Below are 22,036 nucleotides of genomic sequence, written 5' to 3'. Positions count from 1 at the left end.
GTTGTTTTGTAAAAATTTGGTGGTACAACTCACTCTGCACGGAGGCTTGCAGCCAACGTGCTCTATAATTCAAATCAAATACATGGGTTGGTAAGGGATTGAACGCTTCTCTAATGCTAATTTTTGAGGCTGTGGAATCGCTACCTTAGTGTGTTTATGTCAGATCAGATATCACCCTGTTCCAGCAAGGTGTATGTGAATTTATTGCCTCGGGTGCCCTTAGAACGATTTGCCAAGTCCATCAATAAACTGAAATCAGCGGCGCGCTTAAATACCTGACAACCCGCAGAGTAAGCGCCGACATAAGTGGATTCTGTCGACGATGAACGGTGAATGTTAATGCCGAAATAGCCTTCGTAGGTGCGCCCTGATCTGTCGAGCTTTCCGTCTTTATTACCATCACGCCAGACCTTTACCTTGCCGTTACGTTGACATAACGCCTGATACTTGCCGCGATGGGAATCAATAGCATAAACATCGGTATATTGACCCGGTTGCAGAATGGCTGCGCCATCCTTATTGAGCAGCTCCTGCTGCGTATACGTAGAGCCCGGATCCGTGGTGATCGGGAATTTGTGACACTTAAACTGCTTATCCTGATCTCGATAAATCAAATACATCTCATCATCGAAATGGTTGATTTCTGTGCTGGGTGAACGTACACCAATAATGTTCAGGTAATAAGGCTGATCGTCGTCAAAGAACTGATAGCCTTTATTCTGCAATGCCCGTTTAACTCTATCAATTTCAGGTACATTGGTTGAACCATCGGTTTGGGAACGTCGGTCTGCATTACTGGCGGTATTACCTGTTTGCTGTGTTTTCTCTTGAGGATCCGCAAGCAGTGCTTTCCAGGTGTTTTCTCCCACAATGCCGTCTTGCTTTAAGCCTTTAGCTTGCTGGAATTTTTTAACTTCCCGTTCGGTATTTGGCCCAAATGCCCCATCCACAAAACTATTTTCGTCAAGTTGAGTATTGTGCTTGGTCAGACGACTTTGCATGCGAGCAACAGCATCGTTACGCATGGGTTTACGTAACAAGGGATGACGCGTTCTGGAATAGGATTCGGCCATGATGGTTCCCCCTTTATCTCCTTCTGGAGCGACTTTGTCTTGGTTGACGCTGACCTCTTGCGCGTCTTCCGGCTGGCTCTTGCTGATAATTACCTTGTTCAGCGTGAGCTTTTGCTTTATCAATACCTTGCATGGCCGTATCGACTGCCTGAAGTGCCTTCTGGCTTTTCTCTCTGTTCAGGTGTAGTTCCAGGCCACATACCTGACAACTAATCATGCCTGTAGTAATCATGTTGAAATAGTTCACATGAATACGGTTTGAGCATTCAGGGCAAGCAAACCCTTCGGCGCGAGCATTTTGTTGCAAAATTAACCTCTACTTCTTATTCAATTTCATCGTTAGCGCCTAATTCGGCAATGTTTAACAGTCGCTCAATGCCTAACGGAAAGTCAGACTGCGACATGGTCAATTTCACGCTAAGGTCGGCTTGATGAGTGGTGGAACCAGACGACTTTCTATTCGCAGGTGTTTTCCTGGCAAACGATGTGCGCAAACGTGAAGCCTGCCTGCCGCGCAAGTTTTTAGCGTTGGCGTCTTCGGTGGTGTTTTCCTGAATTTCTTCAATTTGAAGATCAAAGTTTATTTCTGCTCTTTCGATATTCAGCATGGGAATTGGAATCAAAGACAAGAGAGGGATTTTTACATGGTGTGTGCTTAATCCACCTTCGTCATTGCGTCGTTGCATGGTGAATTCCACCATACGCAATTTGCCCATACCTTTACTGTTTCGGTCTTTTTCAAAGCCAACTTTTTCAATAAAGTCGGCCGTTGTTGCCGCTGATTCCGCATCGGCTTCAATAATGGCGCGTACTTGCGAGGATAGCAGGGAAGAAAAGTCAAAAGTGCGTTTAATCATGTTTGAGTTCCTTTATCCAGCACTTCTTAGCTTGGGATTACCGTTTTCATCATCGACCCATTCGTACTCATCTAAAGAGAGTGACATGTTGATGGTTGAAATCAGCTCTGGATTGACATTCGCTAACCGCTTTTTATCAACAATTAAATTGGAGCGTTTGGTAACGACCTTGGGCGTTGTTTCGGTTTGTAATTCTGACTTGTAATTGTCGAGTTGCTCTTTAACCGCTTTTCTCATGACGGCAATGTCTCTGGCACCTTTTAATTTGGAGCCACTGATGAGCTTGATAATCTCATTTTGAGCCTGGGTTTCGTTAAACACCGCCGTTTCGTGATTGGTTGCCGCGATAAGAGTTTGGTTAACGCTTGAACGTAAAGCACTGAGTTCTCTGGCGTCCACCTTGTTTTTGGTGACTAAAGGTTTAACATCGCTTCTGCTAAACAGGGAGGAGCCTGTCTGGCTAATCAGAGTGCGAATAATGGTGTGTTTTTTGGCGGCTTCCAAAGCGGCATTTCTGGGTTGCTCTGTTTCCGTTGGTTCTTCTTCACCATCATCGTCATCAATGATGAATTTAAGGGAGAGATCGAAGTTATCGATCCTGAGTCCAGGCACAGGCATCAACTCATAAACGGGATCGTCTTTTTGACTTTCACCAATTTCTTTCGTTAATTCCAATGCCTTTTTTTGTGCCTGAATTAATTCAGACATGATAGATCCTACGACTTTCGTCAAGTCTGCCATAACTTCGTCTCTTTCCTGTTTTCTAGTCAATATTAAGGGTTGGCTGGAGCTGCTTGCTCTGTAATTGCAGTTTCAAACAAGTCCAGAATGCGCCCCATACCGCCAGGAATATCATCTTGTACAGCACGAACATTGATGTTGATGGTATGTTCAGTTTTGTAGCGATTACTGGTGGCTTTAGACGAAGAATGTTTCGCAGAAACACTGGCTTTAAAGTTCACTTTCACTGGCGAAAGGAATTGCTTGTAGCCTACTGATAGCTCAGCTTTGGCTTCAACCGATGTATCACGCTTGGTCGTGCGCACCATTTCTTCCGTAATCTTGGATGTGAAATCAATCGTCATATCCTCAATACGTAAGTAGGGAATGGGCACAATGGTTAGAATGGGAACGGTGAGTGTAATTTCATCCAGTTCGCCTTCGTTGTTGCGGGATTTGTAAGTGAATACCACCATTCTTACATCACCAAATTGCTCGTCCTCAGAGTCTGAGGTGAAGCCAATGGAGCGAATAAAGTCAATGGAGGTTTGGGCTGCCATAGCTTGAGCTTCGACTGCTGCGTTCATCGGAGCGCCTATCAAAGTTCCATATGGGATACTACCCAATATTCTGTTTGCGTAACTCATACCATAAGTCCTCGAAGTAATCCGACACGACTTCAGGTGATAAGACTTCTATCCCTAAAGTGAGTCTCTTGTGTATATCGCTGATACAGCAAGCGACAATCCAGCCTTGAAAAACGCATTCCATCCTCAAAGCGAATGTACATTAAAAACCAAGGGGAAATATTTTCAAGTTTTTGGGCATAAAAAAAGACCTTTATAAAAACACGGTTTTACAGGATAACCTCTTATACTAAAAGGAAATAATGTTCTCAATTGGTCGGATGTGTTGGGGCAAGTTACTCAGTGCATCGCATAGCAAAGCTTCGATACTGACTTTTTTATGGTTTTATCACGGCTTTCATGAGGTTTATTAAGGCAGTTAAATAACCTGAAATGAGATTGAGCCAGTCTGTTTGTTCTCACTGTTTCATCAACGGCTTCATAAAGGAGGCTATTAACACAAGCCTCCCGAAACGGCCTGCCATGAATTCGCTACATGAATTTTCTACATGAGCACTGGCGTTGCCCTGGTGATTTGCATGAGCAAACCTTCAATGGCATGGGAAAAATCCTGCTTTACCTCGTCTTGCCGGAACTGTAATTCCGCAATGCCCGCCAATTGCCCACATAAGTGAGGTTGAGTCGTAATTAACACATACCCGGGAAGTACCAATAACGATGCCTGAGCCTGCGAATGAGAAGAGCCGGATACAGGCTCGCCCGTGTGCTTTTGGTTGCCTGAATTCGCATGAAAAAGCGACAACCAACGCTGTTTTAACACCAAATTCCCCTGTTCAAGCGGAAACTCTTTGACAAAACATCCCCCAAAGCCCTTAAAATCACAATTAGCCATTGTAAACTCCAAATTAGTTTATACTGGTTAGCTGCTTTTGGGTGTTGCAAGCACCTAAAAGCGGCGACTATAAAACTCATAATTATTCAGCTTGTTGCCCTATCGTCCGATTTCTTCGTTAGAAGTGCTCAAGTAGTAATCATACGTTCCGAGCTTCTGCCTCGAACTCGAACGATATGGCTTAAATCTGAACAATTACAGAATTAAGCTGAAATAATTACTCATACTCGTAATAAATACATCAAACCTTCAAATTCAGCTATTTCGAATAACACATCAAAAGCTATAAAAGGTTCATGAAAAATACCTCCTTCCAACTCATTGTTGAATTACATAAAACAGATAAAAATATATCAAAAATGGCAGAGTTAAAGAAAGAATAAAAAGGAATCAAAATAAAGAGTAATGCTTAAAAAGTGATAGATAAAATGCTGTTAACTTGTTGACACAAATGGATTTAATTGTTTTCATTTAATTCGACAAACAAGAGGGGGGAAACTTAATGGTGATTCACTTTTGGGGATTGATAAATGTCACTGTTGGGTGTCGAACTTCTATTTCAAAACGGAATAGTAGTCAAAAAATCACCATGAAATTGATATAAGTAACAGGTTGTTTCGAGTTTTTAAAATAACTCAATTAAAACAATGGGTTATGAATTTAATTTCTTGCTTTTTCAAAAAACACATGGTGACACCCCTTTAATAACGGGAAGACAAGCAACAAATGAAACTTGCAAAAACAGTTATGGAAAGCCATTATTTTTACCAATAAAAAAGTGGTGGGTGAGAGCCGCCCGGAAATTGCGAGAGCGCGCAGCAATTTCAGGCTCGAACGCGAGGCATGGATGCCGAGCTGGAAGCCCTCACCACGGAAGGGTTCAACAACCGAAAACACGTTCTTTAATAAATGATGGTAGTAAAGCCCTTCTGTAGCCCTTTAAAATCAAGGCCTCCAGAAGCCCGCTGTTGCAGAGCTCTTAGGGCAAAGTGCCCGTGAAACAGCTTCCTCTTCGGAAGCAAATAGACCCCCTTTTAGTTGCAGAGCTCTTAGGGCAAAGTGCCCGTGAAACTCAATAGACCAATAATAGGGGAATTGGAATCAACGTTGCAGAGCTCTTAGGGCAAAGTGCCCGTGAAACTTCTAACCTCGTCATTAATCACACATTCCACCCCTGTTGCAGAGCTCTTAGGGCAGAGTGCCCGTGACAAAATTGCCGGGAGCAATTTATGTCGCACTTCCATGTGCTCCACTTGCTTCGCAAGCCAGCTAAAGCTGTTCTGATTTGTTCCAACAAATCTTGGTGAATAGCCGAAGGCTAGCCCCGAAGGGGTGAGTCCCGTGGATGGGACGAATAAACATGGTTGGAGTTAGCAAGGTTGTAACAGACACAACTGTTGTTGATTCTCTGGATTCCGGCTCGGAGGCCGCTATGACGATGGACTGTTCAGGGCAGAGTGCCCGTGACAAAAACGCCTGGAGCGTTTTTGAACATGCTTTAGCATGGCCCCGAAGGGGTGAGTCCCATGGATGGGACGAATAAACATGGTTGGAGTTAGCAAGGTTGTAACAGACACAACTGTTGTTGATTCTCTGGATTCCGGCTCGGAGGCCGCTATGACGATGGACTGTTCAGGGCAGAGTGCCCGTGAAACCTCTCTCTTTTGCAAGAGTAGAATTTCGTTTAGTTGGTTGCAGAGCTCTTAGGGCAGAGTGCCCGTGAAACTAGATAAGAAACAAGGCCAATATGATAAAGAGAGGCGTTGCAGAGCTCTTAGGGCAGAGTGCCCGTGACAAAATTGCCGGGAGCATTTTATGTCGCACATCCATGTGCTCCACTTGCTTCGCAAGCCAGCTAAAGCTGTTCTGATTTGTTCCAACAAATCTTGGTGAATAGCCGAAGGCTAGCCCCGAAGGGGTGAGTCCCGTGGATGGGACGAATAAACATGGTTGGAGTTAGCAAGGTTGTAACAGACACAACTGTTGTTGATTCTCTGGATTCCGGCTCGGAGGCCGCTATGACGATGGACTGTTCAGGGCAGAGTGCCCGTGACAAAAACGCCTGGAGCGTTTTTGAACATGCTTTAGCATGGCCCCGAAGGGGTGAGTCCCATGGATGGGACGAATAAACATGGTTGGAGTTAGCAAGGTTGTAACAGACACAACTGTTGTTGATTCTCTGGATTCCGGCTCGGAGGCCGCTATGACGATGGACTGTTCAGGGCAGAGTGCCCGTGAAACCTCTCTCTTTTGCAAGAGTAGAATTTCGTTTAGTTGGTTGCAGAGCTCTTAGGGCAGAGTGCCCGTGAAACTAGATAAGAAACAAGGCCAATATGATAAAGAGAGGCGTTGCAGAGCTCTTAGGGCAGAGTGCCCGTGACAAAATTGCCGGGAGCAATTTTGAATAGCCGAAGGCTAGCCCCGAAGGGGTGAGCGCAGGGAAAGCGCGAATAAACATGGTTGAATGTGGTGATGACTTCCAGACAAGCACCTGTTGAATCTGGTGTGTTGCTGATAAGAGCGATGATTAGGGCAGAGTGCCCGTGAAACGCTAAATACCATTCTAGCACTGCTAGAAGAAACTCTGTTGCAGAGCTCTTAGGGCAGAGTGCCCGTGACAAAATTGCCGGGAGCAATTTATGTCGCACATCCATGTGCTCCACTTGCTTCGCAAGACAGCTAACGCTGTTCTGATTTGTTCCAACAAATCTTGGTGAATAGCCGAAGGCTAGCCCCGATGGGGGTGAGGCTCCGGTCTGCGTTAGCAGATTTATCGTGATAGGTAATCACGATAAAAGGAACGAACGACGCGACAGGAAGTCGCGGCTGGAACCAAGCACCACGGATGGGTTAAGCAACCGTAAACTTGTTGTCGCTTCAATGAAAGTTGTATCCAAGGAAAGCGCGAATAAACATGGTTGGAGTTAGCAAGGTTGTAACAGACACAACTGTTGTTGATTCTCTGGATTCCGGCTCGGAGGCCGCTATGACGATGGACTGTTCAGGGCAGAGTGCCCGTGACAAAAACGCCTGGAGCGTTTTTGAACATGCTTTAGCATGGCCCCGAAGGGGTGAGTCCCATGGATGGGACGAATAAACATGGTTGGAGTTAGCAAGGTTGTAGCAGACACAACTGTTGTTGATTCTCTGGATAGCGGCTCGGAGGCCGCTATGACGATGGACTGTTCAGGGCAGAGTGCCCGTGAAACAAACGGCAAGCAAAACTTATTTCGTCCTGCTCCGTTGCAGAGCTCTTAGGTCAGTATGCTTTTGTTATTTCTTTGGGTTTCTTGTATGACACGTCCTTCGGACGCGCCAGTTACTTTTCCCAAATTAATAAATAGTCAGCTGAACAAGAAAAGTAACCAAAAGAAATCAGCCCCAACGGTTACCCTATTCCTGTGCTTCTCGAATATTAAAAGCCGGTCTCACGGTGCATCCATGCACCGAGCAGCCCTAATTCATCATCCCTGATGAATTGCTTTTAATATTCTTGCGATGCTCGGGGTTAACCGAGGGGGAACAGACCATTCTTCAAACTCCATACCACACTTGATGTGGCATCCAGTGAATCATCCGTTTTTTAAATCATTGAGTTATTGAAAAGAACCTGAAACGTGTTCAGGTTGACGCTGTTTTTTAAACAGTTCTGGCTCGGTTTGACGCTGTTGTTTAAACAGATTCCGCGTTTTTGTAGCGTGGAAGGAAGGTAGTAGTTGCTTTTAACTACTACCTCGGAATGTTTATGAGTAATTAAACAAGGCTGCTAATTCTGGCTTTGATGCCAGCGGTATCGAGCCCTAATTCAGCGTACATTTCTTCCTGAGTTCCTTGCATAATGAATTCATCCGGCAAGCCAAGAAGGGTGATTTTCACATCATATTGCTTGCTAAGTACGTATTCTGCTACGGCACTACCCGCGCCACCGGCAATGGCATTATCTTCCAGGGTTAACAGCAGTTCGTGAGAAGATGCTAGCTGGTCGATCATGTCCGTATCCAGAGGCTTCACAAAGCGCATATCCACCAGCGTTGCGCCAAGATCTTCTGCGGCTTGTTTTGCGTATGGCATGAGTGTGCCAAAGTTGAGAATAGCGATTTTGCTACCTTGTTTAATCAACTTGGCCTTACCAATTTCCAGCGCTTGCATGGCTTCTTCTACTGGTTCGCCATTACCGGAACCGCGAGGGTAACGCACGGCGGCGGGCGAATTCATTTTATGCCCGGTATAAAGCATATTACGGCATTCCTGTTCATCTGACGGTGTCATGATGGTCATATTGGGAATACAACGCATGTAACTGATATCAAAGGCGCCCTGATGAGTTGGGCCATCTGCACCAACAATACCGGCACGGTCAATGGCAAACAAAACCGGGAGGTTTTGCAGTGCGACATCGTGAATGAGCTGGTCGTAGGCGCGTTGTAAAAAAGTTGAGTAAATGGCAACAACAGGATTGTAGCCTTCAACGGCTAAACCCGCTGCAAAGGTGACTGAGTGCTGTTCGGCAATAGCGACGTCGAAGTAGCGTTCAGGGAATTCCTGAGAAAACTTCACTAACCCTGAGCCTTCGCGCATGGCGGGTGTGATGCCCATGAGAGTGGGATCTTCTCGTGCCATATCGCATATCCAGTCGCCGAAAATGCTGGAAAATGTGGGGGCACTACCTTTGCTACTAGGTAATTTTTGTTCTTTTGGATTGAACTTCGGTACTGCGTGAAATTTGATAGGGTCTTTTTCTGCCAGCTCGTAGCCTTTACCTTTTTTGGTGACGACGTGAAGCAGTTTCGGGCCACTCATCACTCTCATGTTGGCCAGAGTTTCAACCAGGCTGTCAACATCGTGCCCATCAATGGGGCCAACATAGTTAAAGCCCAGTTCTTCGAAAATAGTACCGGGAGCCACCATGCCTTTAATGTGCTCTTCGGCTTTGCTGGCAAATTCCTTGATAGGAGGAACATTGCTAAGCAGTTTTTTACCGCCATCGCGAATGGAATTGAAAAAGCTGCCGGTTAGCAAGCGTGCCAAATGGCTGTTCAGCGCTCCCACGTTTTCGGAAATTGACATCTCGTTGTCGTTCAATACAACCAGCATGTCTTTGTCCATATCGCCGCCATGATTTAACGCTTCAAATGCCATACCTGCTGTCATGGCACCATCACCAATCACTGCGACGACTTTTCGACTTTTGCGTTCTTTCTCTGCGGCAACGGCCATGCCTAACGCGGCGCTGATAGACGTCGAAGAGTGACCCACCGCAAAGGTGTCGTATTCGCTTTCAGGTGGCCAGGGGAAAGGATGCAGACCACCTTTTTGGCGAATGGTGGTAATACGGTCTCGGCGTCCAGTCAGAATTTTATGGGGATAAGCTTGATGACCCACATCCCAAATTAAACGGTCAAACGGCGTGTTGTACACATAATGTAATGCAACCGTGAGTTCTACGGTTCCCAGGCCAGAAGCAAAATGCCCGCTACTTTGGCTCACACTTGCCAACAGAAACTGCCTTAGCTCATTGGCAAGAGCTTTTAACTTGTCTTTAGGGATGCGGCGTAGCTGTTCTGGCGTTTCTGCCAGGCTCAGCAAGGGATAGTGTGCTAAATCAAGGGTCATGCTTATTATTATGTCCGGAAATTAATGCTCGCGCTGCACCACATAATGGCTAAAGGCGTTTAAGAGCTCGGTATTGTACGGGATTGCATCTAGCGCGTGTAGTGCTTGTTGATGTAGATCCTGTAAATATTGTTGTGCTTGTTCCAAACCCATCAAGCTGGGGAAGGTGCTTTTGTTGGCGTCTTGATCCGAACCTTGAGGTTTTCCAAGGGTTTGAGTGTCGGATGTGACATCCAGAATGTCATCGCGTACTTGAAATGCCAAGCCTAAAGCGTGGGCATATTGGCTGAAAGAATCGGTTTCCTGTTCATTCAGATGCGCCAGTGCGCATACCATTTCTATGCAGGATTTAATGAGTGCCCCGGTTTTTAATTCGTGGATTTGGTGTAAAGCGGATAACGAAACCGTTTTGTTCGTTGCCGCCAAGTCCAGAGCTTGTCCGCCACACATGCCTTGGTAGCCAGCGGCACGACTTAAAATGCTCACCAGCTTTACTCGTTCAAGAGTGGCTGGGGCAGGGTAATTAGCCAGAATATCGAATGCCAGTGTTTGCAGTGAATCACCCGCGAGAATCGCGCTAGCTTCACCATAAACAACATGGCAAGTAGGCTTGCCTCGTCGCAGATCATCGTCGTCCATTGCTGGCAAATCATCATGGATCAATGAATAGGTGTGAATGCATTCAACGGCAAGGGCGCACATATCCAGATTGGCTTTATCGACGTGAAGTATTTCGCCAGCAGCGTAAACCAAAAATGGGCGCATTCGTTTGCCACCTGCTAACAGACTATGCTGCATGGCTGCTTTTAGGTTGGAGTGATGTTCTGGAAGGGCGTTAATTTGTTCTGTAAGCAAGCTTTCCATACGAACAGCGACTTGCTCCTGGAATGCTTTCCAGGGCATGGTATGTTGAGCATTAACGGCATTTGGCATTATTCAGCCAAGCCTCCATCATAGGGCTCATTTTGCTGCTCTGATTGCTGTTGGGGCTCGAAATCGATAAGTTGCTGTTCACCGCTCTTTTCAATCAGCATTTGCACTTTCTGTTCAGCTTGTCGTAGTTTTTGCTGGCTTTGATTGGCAAGCTGTACGCCTCGTTCGAAAGAAGCAAGCGCTTCTTCTAATGGAAGATCTCCACGTTCCATTCGGGCAACGATGTCTTCCAATTCGGCAACGGCTTCTTCAAATGACAGGCTGTCTGGCTTTTTAGGCTTGCTCATAAGGTAGATTTATTTGGTTCCATAAAAATGATGCTGCACATTAACCGAGGTACATGAGTGGATCAAGTAGCCAACGGGCAGGAGGTGTAATATTTCCGCTATTTTAACTCATTGACATCTGATGATCATTATTCAACGCTATAGAAAATAACTGGGTTGTCGATAACAACGAAAATAGAAGGAAATACCGATGCAATTTATAAGGTATTATTTTTGAGTCGCATCGCCGTAATTAGACAGTGACAAATAGTGAAACTCCATTAGACTTGATGTTAACAAGCTGATTTCGCTTAAATTTCACAGAGCGCTTCGAACGTATGATTTTTAATAGGGGGAATGTGTGGATTTAGCAACCTTGATAGGTATGGTTGGTGCCATCGGGTTCGTGGTCATGGCCATGATTCTTGGTGGTAACGTTGAAATGTTTATCAACATACCATCTATATTGATCGTATTTGGTGGTTCCATCTTCGTTGTACTTTCCCAGTTTACGCTTAATCAATTCTTCAGTGCCGGTAAAATTGCCGGGAAAGCCTTCATGTTTAAAATTGAAGCTCCGGAAGATTTGATCCAGAAAATCGTTGAAATGGCTGATGCGGCTCGTAAAGGGGGCTTTTTGGCATTGGAAGAAGCTGAAATTGAGAATGATTTCATGCAAAAAGGCGTGGATATGCTGGTGGATGGGCACGATTTGGATGTTGTGCGTTCTACCTTATCGAAAGACATTACCATGACGACTGAGCGTCATATTTTTGGTGCCACTATCTTTAAAGGCATGGGCGATATTGCACCTGCAATGGGTATGATTGGTACATTGATTGGTTTGGTTGCCATGTTGTCTAACATGGATGACCCAAAGGCTATAGGCCCTGCCATGGCGGTGGCATTGTTAACAACGCTATATGGTGCTTTCTTTGCGAACGTTATTTGTTTGCCTATTGCGGTAAAACTTAACAATCGTGCAGATGAAGAACGATTGAATCAACAACTGGTACTGGATGGTATTATCGGTATCGCTGATGGGCAAAACCCGCGTGTTATTGAAGGTATTTTGAAGAATTACCTGCAAGCCAATAAACGCAAAACGGGTGCTGAGGCTGAGGAGTAGGGCGTGTCTGAAGAAGCACAAGAATGTCCTAAATGCCCCCCTCCCGGGTTGCCTGCCTGGATGGCGACTTTTGCGGATTTAATGTCGTTGCTAATGTGCTTCTTCGTGCTGTTGCTGGCTTTTTCTGAAATGGATGTATTGAAGTTTAAGCAGATTGCTGGCTCGATGAAGTTCGCCTTTGGTGTGCAAAATAAAATTGAAGTGAAAGACATTCCCAAAGGTACCAGTGTTATTGCCATGGAGTTCAGACCCGGGCGTCCAGATCCTACTCCTATCGAAAATATTCAACAGCAGACGATTGAGATGACTCAGCAGATGTTGGAGTTTCAGGCGGGGGATGAAGACAGTGCGGGTGGGCGTCAGAAGCAGCGAGGCCAACAACGTGGCGGGCAAACCAGCCAAACAGCAACGGATTCATCGTCTTCACAAGCTCAGGCTGCCAATGAAGAGCAGGTTGCCGAACAGATGAAGAAGGTTGCTCAGCAACTAGAAAAGCAAATTCTCGATGGCTCCATTGAAATGGAATCTTTGGGTCAGCAAATTACGATCCGAATTCGTGAGAATGGTGCGTTTTCCGCAGGTTCTGCTTTCTTGCAACCTCAGTTTGTTCCTATTATTCGTAAGATTGGTCAATTATTGATTGATATGCCGGGCGATATCGAAATTTCTGGTCATAGTGACAATCAGCAAATTTCCAACGAGTTGTACACCTCTAACTGGGACTTATCTTCTCAGCGAGCTGTTGCTGTAGCTGAGGTACTGCGTACAGTCCCACAGTTTAACGAGCAGCGTATGGAAGTGGTTGGTCGGGCTGATACCATGCCGCTTGTTCCTCATGAAGAACCCGATGCAGCCTTGCGTAATCGGCGCGTTGAGATTGCGATTAATCAGGGTAAACCCAAGTTTTCTGATCCAATATCAGTGATCCCGGATGATAAATAGGCGTATTATCCTGTACCGAGTTTGTTCAGCATTCTAAAAAACCATGAAGCCCCTTGATTGGGGCTTTGTTGTTTTTGGGTGTTGCGGAGCTTCAATGGATTACTATTAAATTTTGCTCAAGCACTGGTCTATCATTGGATTGGTGGTATGATCCCGCCCCAGTTTTTAAGCCCTAAATCGGAAGAGGGTATGTTGAGCGTTTCGGTTTTTGACCTGGTCGAGCTCCATTCCCCATATTTGTATGAAATTTATCGTTAAACTACACCCTGAAATCACGATTAAAAGTGCTTCGGTAAGAAAGCGTTTTACTCGCCTGTTGGAATCTAATATTCGCGTCGTGTTTAAACATCGTGATGTGGATGCTGCTATTAAGAATAGCTGGGACAAGTTGGAAGTACGTCCTCGTAATCAAGAGCCCGATCATATTGAGCGTGTTCGTTCGGCGTTGGCGCATATTCCTGGTATTGAACAGGTGCTTGAAGTAAAAGAAAGCCAATACACGGATTTTGATGATATTTATCAGCAAGTGAGCGCCGTTTGGGGGCCTCGAATTGCAGACAAACGTTTTGTGGTTAGAGTTAAGCGCAGAGGTAAACATGATTTCACGTCGGTTGATGTGGCGCGTTATGTTGGTGGTGGTTTAAATCAGAACTTCCCCTCTGGCGGCGTATCTTTGAACAATCCAGATGTCGAAATTCAGTTGGAAGTGGATAAAGACAAGCTGTTGTTGATTGAAGACAGGTTCAAAGGGTTGGGAGGCATGCCCCTGCCTACTCAGGAAGATGTCTTGTCTTTGATTTCCGGTGGCTTTGACTCCAGTGTTGCCAGCTTTGAATTTATTCGTCGCGGTGCAAAAACTCACTACTGCTTTTTCAATCTGGGTGGTCGAGAGCACGAATTGGGCGTTCGACAGATTTGTTATTACCTGTGGCAAAAATACGGCATGTCGCACCGTGTGAAGTTCATTTCGGTGGATTTCGCTCCTGTGGTAAATGACATTGTAGAAAACTGTGAATCTGGCTATATGGGCGTTGTACTTAAACGTATGATGCTGCGAGCGGCTTCTATCGTCGCCGATAATCTGCAAATTAAAGCCCTGATAACCGGTGAATGTGTGGGGCAGGTCGCCAGCCAAACCCTAACCAATTTGCATGTTATCGATCAGGTCACAGACAAGTTGGTGTTGCGTCCACTTATCTGTATGGATAAGTCAGACATTATCAAACGTGCCAGAGAAATAGGTACGGCAGAATTGTCGGAAACCATTCCTGAATATTGTGGTGTTATTTCGCGCAGCCCTAATGTTAAAGCCAGCCTGGAAAAGACCATAGAAGAAGAGCAGAAGCTGAATCTGGAGCTGATCGAACAAGTGGTTCGTGCCAGCAATGTGTTGGATATTCGCAATATTAACCAGGTATTTGGTCAGGAAGCAAAAGACATTGAAGCGGTTTCTGATCTGCCACAAGATGCGGTGGTGTTAGATATTCGTTCTCCGGAAGAAGAGGACGCTAGCCCATTGGAATTGGATACTGTTGAAGTGAAACATGTACCTTTTTACAAGCTGGAGCGAGTCTTCTCTGAGCTGGATCAGAGCAAGCAGTATTATCTGTACTGTGATCGTGGCGTGATGAGCAAGTATCACACTTTGCTGTTACGTGAGCGCGGATTCCAAAACACTCATCTTTACCAGCCGGCTAAACCGAGCGTGGCAAATGAGCCATCTAAGGAAGGCTAATCCCTTTTATTTGTTGGTACAGTTTTTCATGATGGGGTAGCGATACCCCGTGTCTGCGGGCTACTTGCAACAGGTAGCCAGTAATAAAGTCAATTTCCGTTTTACGCTGTTGCCGAATGTCTTGATACATGGACGATATATTTTCGGCCGTGCCGGTGATGACGTTATTAATGCTGGTAAGCAAGGATGAATATTCAAAAGGCTGGTTTTCCAGTTTTAGGATTTGCATTAATTCACTGACCAGAAAATGAATTTGTTCCTGGTATTCTTGCTTCTGCAATTCCCCATTCTTTACCTGATTAGCCGCTGTAAGCGGATTGATAATGGCATTAATGGCTAATTTTTGCCAAAGAGGAAAGGTAGCATCTTCATACCAGTGGCATACAGGCAATAGCTTGTTAAACAGGGCTTGTACCGGGGGTTCGTGCCTGTATTTTTCTATGTTTTCTGAAGGAAGAGATATCCAACCGCCTGCACTTTGCCCCTGTCCGGTTTCTTTAACCTGATCATTACTTGGTTTTAGTGCGCCGTAACTAGCGGTGAGCACAGCGATAGGGTTTTCAGGGTAAAGCTTCGGAACGGTTTCATGAGGCCCCATACCATTATTCATCAATACCAGGATGGTCTCTGGTGAAATCACAGGTCGCCATTGAACCAGTGCTGCATCAACGTCATAGGCTTTGGTTGTTACAGCAAGCATGGATAACGTGGGAAATGTGTGTTTCTCGCTCAGCGCTTCTACAGTGATACTTATTGGCTTGTAAGTCGCTCGTTGCCGGTTGTCGCTATCTGGAACTATTAATTCGTAACTTAGAGATGGCAAGGCGTTGCGACAAAGCAGCAGGTGCTCTATCCCCAACACATGGCATTTGCTGGCTAGCAATGAGCCGATTGCACCGTTACCGAGAATTCCAAGCATAGTTATGATATCAAGCAGGGAGAGAGACTGAATAGGGTGATCATACTCGCTTACTCTGTGTTGCCAATGATCTTTTCATGATTCTTTGCCCCATCTGGCTAAGGCCAATTTAGTTCTTGTGGTTGAGCATAATCTGAAAGCTGAGTTTCAAACTCCGGGGTCAGAAAGTGTTCCCCTTGAGTGGGGGCTTGAATGATAGAGATGTCTTCATCCTGATAGTTAAATGCCAGCATATAAGCGTGCAGGTAAGTTCTGTCTGATGGGCTACCCGCATAAGCCACATCGCCTAATATTGGGCTACCTATACTTTTTAGGGCGACGCGTATTTGATGGGTTTTGCCTGTTTCCAGTTTCAGGATAAACAGGCGAGTACCGCCCAATCCTTTGCTAAAAAAGCGAGTGATGGCAGGGGATTGTTTGCTATGACACAACTTCCACAGGCCATTTCTGCTTTTTTCCATGTCACCAATAATACTGCCTTGTTTCTTTTTGGGTTTCTTGTCACTGACGGCTAAATAGTATTTTTGTATTTCCCGCTGAGCAAACTTCTGTGACAAGGCTGATGCCGCCTGTTCAGTTTTGGCTAATATGAGCAAACCGGAAGTGACTTTGTCCAGACGATGAACCAGCCAAAGGTTAGGTATGCTCAACTGTTGTTGAACAATCTCAAGAATGCTCGGCATCTGCTGTGATTCATCAAGGTGAGGTTCACGATGAACGCTAATGCCAGTGGGTTTGTTAATAACGATAAATTCGGGGTGATCAAAGACCACCTGAATTTCAGGAATGGGAATTGACATATTTGATTTTAATTAAAGATTAACGGTAAAAGCGATATCCAGAGCAAGTCTACAATAACGAGAGGGCGGTTGGATAATCCAGATCGTTAATAGCTTGACTGATTTTATCTTTCTTCCCGGAATCTAACCTGGTTTTGGCTAATAACTCGCTCAGCGTGTTGGCAGAGATAAACTCATTTTGTTCCAGTAAGCGTTTGAGTTCAGCGATACCTTCATCGTTACCTGCGTTGTTATTGCCAGAGTCGCTGTTACCACCATTTTTGGCGTTTTCAATTGCTTGCAAGGTATCTTTCAGGGTTGTACTGAAGGGTTCCAGAAAACGGATGATATCGGGATCTGAGGCTTTGGCTGCGTCTTCAAATACCTTACTGACATTGTACAGCGCATTTAATCCCAAATTGCCCGAGACGCCTTTAATTGTGTGGACTTTGTGTCTTATTTCTGTGTAATTCCCGTTAGTGATCAGCCCTGACAGTTCATCAGAAATTGAGCTGTAATCCTGAGCGAATCGGTCGAACATTTTGAATAACAGGTCTCTGTTGCCACTCAGCTGGCTGAGACCAAACTCCAGATTTAAGAGCGAATTGTCATCTGTCAAAATAAAGCCCCTTATCGGAATGCTGGTAAATGAATAACGCTTGCAGCTTACCATAGCATTTTAAGTATGGACAATAATCCACATCTTTGCGTAAAAATAGCCAGAGGTTAATGTGAGTCGTTGTATTCATTTACATTTTGCTACTTTTCATTGTGTTTGTTCTCGTGTTAAAACCGCCAGTCGATCCTTGGTTTAACCAGAAAGTAAATTCGTCAGATAGCGCTTTCTGAGCATCAGGTGAGTCTTTCTCAATTAGATAAATGGGCATGAATATAGTGAAAGTTTCCCTTCCTCGTCCGCTTGTTGGTGCTTTGATTGCGCTGCCATTACTTTTTTCTTGTCAAAGTCCTGATTATCAGGCCAATGTTAACCGTTCTCTTCCTGATGGCGTGCAATTGGTTGATATTCATCAACCCAGAGCTGGCGAAGTCGGTATCCCTTATGAGCGTTATCGCCTGGACAATGGTCTGACAGTGATTTTGCATAAGGATGACAGTGATCCTTTGGTTCATGTCGATGTGACCTACCATGTTGGCTCTGCCCGTGAAGAGCCGGGGAAATCAGGCTTTGCTCATTTCTTTGAACATATGATGTTTCAGGGCTCTGAGAATGTGGCTGATGAACAGCACTTCAATATTATTACTGAAGCGGGTGGTTCCATGAATGGTACGACGACTAATGATCGTACTAACTACTACCAAACAGTTCCATCAAACCAGCTAGAGAAAGTGCTCTGGCTAGAAGCTGACCGAATGGGCTATTTGCTCGGTGCTGTTACTCAGGAAAAATTTGAAGTTCAGCGCGAAACGGTGAAAAACGAGCGAGCCCAGAGGATTGATAATCAGCCTTATGGTTTGTTGGATGAGAAAGTCTCGGAGGCTCTGTATCCCGCTAATCATCCCTATTCGTGGCCAGTTATTGGCTACGTAGAAGATTTGGATCGAGTCAATGTGAATGATCTAAAACAGTTTTTCCAGCGCTGGTATGGGCCCAATAATGCGGTGTTGACTATAGGTGGAGATATCGATACTCAACAAACGCTTGATTGGGTGAAGAAATATTTTGGTTCTATTTCCAAGGGAACGGACATACCGAAACTGGATAAAACGTTAGTAGATTTGCCGGAAAACCGCTATATCACGTTACCTGACGATGTTCACTTGCCTTTGCTACAAGTGACTTTCCCAACAGTACATATTCGTCATGAAGATGAAGCACCATTAGATGTGCTCTCCGATATTTTGGGTGGTGGTAAAACCTCGCTGTTTTATAAAAATATGGTTAAGGATGGCATGGCGATTCAAGCCTTGGTCAATCATCCATGTCGTGAACTGGCTTGTCAGTTTGAACTGGCAGCTTTGGTTAACCCACAAAAACAGATAGGGTTGGCTGAGATTGAGAAACGTATCCGTGGAACGCTGGTGGAATTTGAGCAACGAGGTGTGACGGAAGAGGATATTCAGCGTACTAAAGCCCATATTGAATCTATGACGATTTACGCATTGCAAAGTGTTTCTGGTAAGGTCTCTACGCTTGCTTATAACCAATATATGAGCGATTCACCTGACATGGTGCAGGATGATTTGGAGCGCTATCGTGCGGTCAGTGTTGAAGATGTCATGCGGGTGTATAAGCGATATATCAAGGATAAACCTGCCGTGGTATTAAGTGTGGTTCCCAGAGGGCAGGAACAATTGGCTGCGGCGAAAGCCAACTATACATTCCCACAACGACAGTTTGACGTTAACGCCAACAAAGATTTTGTTGCGCGAACTAACGCACCGGATGATTTTGACCGTTCTAAAATGCCGCCCGCAGGCAAAGCCCCTGTCGTTCATGTCCCTGATTTCTGGCAGGTACAATGGGAAAATGGCGTTAAGGTGTTAGGGCATCAAACCAGTGAAACGCCTACTGTCTCGCTAACCTTGAATATGGAAGGTGGCCCATTACTGGATCCTTATGAAAAAGCGGGATTGTCTGATGTCACTGCACAAATGATGGAAGAAGCCACGGTGAACTACAGCAATGAACAAATGGCGAATGAGCTGGCGTTGATTGGCAGTAGTATCAGTTTTAGCTCTGGTGGTCGTAATACTCGCGTGCAAGTGTCTTCATTAACCAAAAATCTGGATAAAACGCTGCAATTATTGCAGGAAAAGCTGTTTAACCCTGCCTTCAAACAACAGGATTTCCAACGCCTGATGTTACGTAACCTGCAAAATAAACAGCAATCCATGAAGCAGGCTAATGTTCTTGCGGAAAGGGCGATGAGTCAGTTGTTATATGGTGCTGGTAATCGAATGGGGCTGCCCGATGACGGTACCTTGAATACACTTGCCAAGATCTCATTGGACGATGTTAAAGACTTTTATCAACGCTATTATTCCCCTCATATGGCGAGCCTGGTTGTGGTGGGTGATGTTGAGCAACAGGAAGTGTTGTCAAAATTAGACTTTCTTCAAAAGTGGCAGGGAGCCGCTTATGACATTCCACCCTATAGCGATTTCCCCCAGCCTGATAACAGTAAAATTTATCTGATCAATAAACCGGGTGCTGCGCAGTCGGTTGTGAGAGTGTTCAAGTCGTTTTTACCTTATGACGCAACCGGAGAGCAGTTCCGCAGCAAGTTGATGAATTTTCCATTAGGCGGAAGCTTCAATAGCCGAATTAATCTGAATTTGCGCGAAGACAAAGGCTATACCTACGGTGCTGGCAGCACATTCCTGGGGGGCAAAACGCTGGGTTATTTTAGAGCGGGCGGGGCTATGAAGCATGAAAATTCAGCGGATGCCTTAACTGAATTGTTGTTTGAAATAGACCGTTTCCATGAGCAGGGTATGACCGCTGAAGAACTCGCTTTTATGCGCAGTGCTTACACCATGGGCGATGCGCTGAGCTATGAGACGCCAGCCAATAAGGCCGGTTTCTTATTGCAGTTGAACGCTTATTCCCTGACACCTGATTATGTCGCCGAGCAAAATGACATCATCAATAGCATCTCGCTGGATGAAATAAACCAGTTAGCGAAAACTCATCTGGATTCAGCAACAATGCAAATTATGGTTGTAGGGGATGTGAGTTTATTGCAGCCTCAGTTACAGGACATTGCTAAAAAACTGAATCGACACATTGAGCTGTTGAGCGTAGTAGAGTAGTTTTCATCTATAGTTTATTGATGTTGGTTATGGAAGCCTCATAAATACAGGGGCCTTGTTAAAGGTTTAAGCTTTGAAAACATTTGGTAAAAGAAATGCATCATACAATGCTTGAATTTAAATCAAGGCACCCCATAATCAAGGCAAAATCATAGTCTGCTTTAAGGCATGTCCGGATTCAGGCTCACAAAAAAATAGGATTGACTTTGCAACACACTAGTCAGCAGTTCAGCGAAAGGTTAAGTCTACTCAAACAGACTGATTTACTTTCAACTTTAAGCGGTATTCAACACGGTGTTGAGAGGGAGTCTCTAAGAATTAATCCAGATGGTAGCCTGGCACAAACAGGGCATTATCGAGAATTGGGTTCATCGTTAACTCATCGTTTTATTACAACGGATTTTGCAGAATCTTTGTTGGAGTTCATTACCCCTCCAGAGCAAAACTCTCGTACCACATTGGCGCAGTTGTCCGATACTCATAAGTTCACCATGCAGCATATTGGCATTGAGCGCTTATGGCCTATGAGTATGCCATGTTACATTCGAGATGAGAGTGATATCCAGCTGGCTTACTATGGTGAGTCTAACGTTGGCAGAATGAAAACCCTTTATCGCAAAGGGCTGAAAAACCGATATGGCAGTATGATGCAGACTATATCGGGTATTCACTTTAATTTCTCATTGCCTGCCGATTTCTGGCAAGAATACCTGCCCAAAGTGAAAGGTGAAGCTGCAACAAAAGCCTCCACTTCTGCGGCCTATTTTTCAATTTTAAGAAATTACCGTCGTTATTGTTGGTTGTTGCCGTATCTGTATGGCGCATCGCCCACAATGTGCGCATGTTTTTTGGGTAACAAGAAGACCAATCTTGAGTTTCAGAAAATGGGTAAGCGAACTTTGTTCCTTCCTTATGCAACGTCATTGCGTATGAGCGATTTGGGTTATACCAACGACGCACAATCAGGATTGCAGATCTGTTATAACCATATTGATACTTATGTTGATTTGTTGCGTAAGGCGACAAAAACGCCTTCACCTCACTACACAAAATTTGCAGGTAAGCAAAATGGTGAATATCAGCAGTTGAATAGCAATATTTTGCAGATTGAAAACGAATTGTACGCACCGATACGCCCCAAACAACCCACCATTAGTCTGGAAAGACCTACTGATGCGCTTGCGGATCGTGGCGTGAGCTACGTCGAGGTAAGGGTGCTGGATGTGAACCCGTTTTCTCCCGTTGGTATCACTCTGGAACAAATGCGCTTTTTAGATGTGTTCTTACTGTACTGTTTGGTTAAGCCAAGCCCTCAGTTTGATATGGATAGTTTCGCTCAAGCTGGTCAGAACATGAGTAAGGTTGTGGTGGAAGGACGTAATCCGGCTCTGAAATTAAATCGTGATGGTCAATCTATTACGTTGCCTGAATGGGGCGGCAAGATTTTGGATGAAATGGTTGAAGTGGCGGAATTATTGGACAAAGCCAATAACACCAATGAATATTCAGCTGCTTTGGCTCATGAAAGAAAGGCTATTGATGACCCGTCTATGACAGTGTCTGGTCGTTTAATGAATGAGCTAATGGATCACGGTAAAGAAGTGGATAATGGCGACTTTGCTATTCAGTTGGCTGAACAATATCGACAGCACTTTTTTGATACCAATTATCAGATTTATGACGAAGAGTTTTTTATTCAGCAAGCTGCATTGTCGTGGCGTTTACAGCGCCAAATTGAAGCTGAGGATAAGGTCAGTTTTGATGAATTTATGAAACGGCAGTTTGGGGTTTAGTCATCCAGCCCCCTTGTTGCAGGT

General features: G+C 45.0%; 18 protein-coding genes. 6 read left to right on the top strand and 12 right to left on the bottom strand.

The features are described 5' to 3' along the window. Positions 1–164: 164 nt before the first annotated feature. The 6 genes from KIH87_RS12500 to KIH87_RS12475 all read right to left on the bottom strand — a co-directional run bounded on the left by KIH87_RS12500 (position 165) and on the right by KIH87_RS12475 (position 4,129). The gene (locus tag KIH87_RS12500; protein ID WP_232358201.1) at positions 165–1,073 is read right to left on the bottom strand and encodes a peptidoglycan-binding domain-containing protein; all 909 of its coding nucleotides are present in this window, start codon (positions 1,071–1,073) and stop codon (positions 165–167) included. 13 nt (positions 1,074–1,086) lie between these two features. Next, on the bottom strand, positions 1,087–1,380 hold the full coding sequence (locus KIH87_RS12495) for a hypothetical protein (protein ID WP_232358200.1): 294 nt from the start codon (positions 1,378–1,380) through the stop codon (positions 1,087–1,089). A 16-nt stretch (positions 1,381–1,396) separates the two neighbouring features. After that, complete coding sequence (locus KIH87_RS12490; RefSeq protein ID WP_232358199.1) at positions 1,397–1,930, bottom strand: DUF2589 domain-containing protein; 534 nt, start codon at positions 1,928–1,930, stop codon at positions 1,397–1,399. Positions 1,931–1,942: 12 nt separating this feature from the next. Next, positions 1,943–2,638, bottom strand: coding sequence for a hypothetical protein (locus KIH87_RS12485; RefSeq protein ID WP_232358198.1), 696 nt, complete (start codon positions 2,636–2,638; stop codon positions 1,943–1,945). A gap of 65 nt (positions 2,639–2,703) precedes the next feature. Next, positions 2,704–3,237, bottom strand: a complete 534-nt coding sequence (locus tag KIH87_RS12480; protein ID WP_232358197.1) for a DUF2589 domain-containing protein — start codon at positions 3,235–3,237, stop codon at positions 2,704–2,706. A gap of 544 nt (positions 3,238–3,781) precedes the next feature. Continuing rightward, complete coding sequence (locus KIH87_RS12475; RefSeq protein ID WP_232358196.1) at positions 3,782–4,129, bottom strand: hypothetical protein; 348 nt, start codon at positions 4,127–4,129, stop codon at positions 3,782–3,784. Between the two features lie 3,084 nt (positions 4,130–7,213). On the opposite strand from KIH87_RS12475, the gene KIH87_RS12470 reads away from it, so the two are divergent. Further along, a complete protein-coding gene (locus tag KIH87_RS12470) occupies positions 7,214–7,387 on the top strand; it encodes a hypothetical protein (RefSeq protein ID WP_232358195.1) in 174 nt (57 codons plus the stop codon). Between the two features lie 495 nt (positions 7,388–7,882). Here KIH87_RS12470 and dxs read toward each other — a convergent pair whose 3' ends face one another. Genes dxs through xseB form a run of 3 tightly spaced genes read right to left on the bottom strand, consistent with a single transcriptional unit; the run spans position 7,883 to position 10,962 of the window. After that, a complete protein-coding gene (dxs, locus tag KIH87_RS12465) occupies positions 7,883–9,742 on the bottom strand; it encodes a 1-deoxy-D-xylulose-5-phosphate synthase (protein WP_232358194.1) in 1,860 nt (619 codons plus the stop codon). A gap of 21 nt (positions 9,743–9,763) precedes the next feature. Next, positions 9,764–10,645: a (2E,6E)-farnesyl diphosphate synthase gene (gene ispA / locus KIH87_RS12460; RefSeq protein WP_232361478.1), complete on the bottom strand. Its 882-nt coding sequence runs from the start codon at positions 10,643–10,645 to the stop codon at positions 9,764–9,766. Between the two features lie 29 nt (positions 10,646–10,674). Further along, entirely contained in the window at positions 10,675–10,962 is a 288-nt protein-coding gene (gene xseB, locus KIH87_RS12455; protein WP_232358193.1) for an exodeoxyribonuclease VII small subunit, read from the bottom strand. A 340-nt stretch (positions 10,963–11,302) separates the two neighbouring features. On the opposite strand from xseB, the gene pomA reads away from it, so the two are divergent. The 3 genes from pomA to thiI all read left to right on the top strand — a co-directional run bounded on the left by pomA (position 11,303) and on the right by thiI (position 14,747). Further along, complete coding sequence (gene pomA / locus KIH87_RS12450; RefSeq protein ID WP_232358192.1) at positions 11,303–12,070, top strand: flagellar motor protein PomA; 768 nt, start codon at positions 11,303–11,305, stop codon at positions 12,068–12,070. A gap of 60 nt (positions 12,071–12,130) precedes the next feature. Further along, positions 12,131–13,012, top strand: coding sequence for a flagellar motor protein MotB (locus KIH87_RS12445; protein ID WP_408635812.1), 882 nt, complete (start codon positions 12,131–12,133; stop codon positions 13,010–13,012). Between the two features lie 241 nt (positions 13,013–13,253). After that, on the top strand, positions 13,254–14,747 hold the full coding sequence (gene thiI, locus KIH87_RS12440; protein ID WP_232358190.1) for a tRNA uracil 4-sulfurtransferase ThiI: 1,494 nt from the start codon (positions 13,254–13,256) through the stop codon (positions 14,745–14,747). Here the strand turns inward: thiI and KIH87_RS12435 are convergent. The 3 genes from KIH87_RS12435 to KIH87_RS12425 all read right to left on the bottom strand — a co-directional run bounded on the left by KIH87_RS12435 (position 14,734) and on the right by KIH87_RS12425 (position 17,064). Continuing rightward, on the bottom strand, positions 14,734–15,666 hold the full coding sequence (locus KIH87_RS12435; RefSeq protein ID WP_232358189.1) for a ketopantoate reductase family protein: 933 nt from the start codon (positions 15,664–15,666) through the stop codon (positions 14,734–14,736). The genes thiI and KIH87_RS12435 overlap by 14 nt on opposite strands. Before the next feature lie 98 nt (positions 15,667–15,764). Next, positions 15,765–16,466, bottom strand: coding sequence for a TIGR01621 family pseudouridine synthase (locus KIH87_RS12430; protein ID WP_232358188.1), 702 nt, complete (start codon positions 16,464–16,466; stop codon positions 15,765–15,767). A gap of 49 nt (positions 16,467–16,515) precedes the next feature. Beyond that, the gene (locus tag KIH87_RS12425) at positions 16,516–17,064 is read right to left on the bottom strand and encodes an Hpt domain-containing protein (RefSeq protein WP_232358187.1); all 549 of its coding nucleotides are present in this window, start codon (positions 17,062–17,064) and stop codon (positions 16,516–16,518) included. A 266-nt stretch (positions 17,065–17,330) separates the two neighbouring features. On the opposite strand from KIH87_RS12425, the gene KIH87_RS12420 reads away from it, so the two are divergent. Together KIH87_RS12420 and gshA are read left to right on the top strand one after the other, a co-directional pair. Next, a complete protein-coding gene (locus tag KIH87_RS12420; RefSeq protein ID WP_408635743.1) occupies positions 17,331–20,219 on the top strand; it encodes a M16 family metallopeptidase in 2,889 nt (962 codons plus the stop codon). Between the two features lie 206 nt (positions 20,220–20,425). Next, complete coding sequence (gshA, locus tag KIH87_RS12415) at positions 20,426–22,012, top strand: glutamate--cysteine ligase (protein WP_232358185.1); 1,587 nt, start codon at positions 20,426–20,428, stop codon at positions 22,010–22,012. Positions 22,013–22,036: the final 24 nt, after the last annotated feature.

The sequence above is a fragment of the Paraneptunicella aestuarii genome, from assembly GCF_019900845.1.
GTDB lineage: Bacteria > Pseudomonadota > Gammaproteobacteria > Enterobacterales > Alteromonadaceae > Paraneptunicella > Paraneptunicella aestuarii.
Note: the sequence above shows the minus strand (reverse complement) of the source record. Positions and strands in the feature narration are given on the sequence as shown.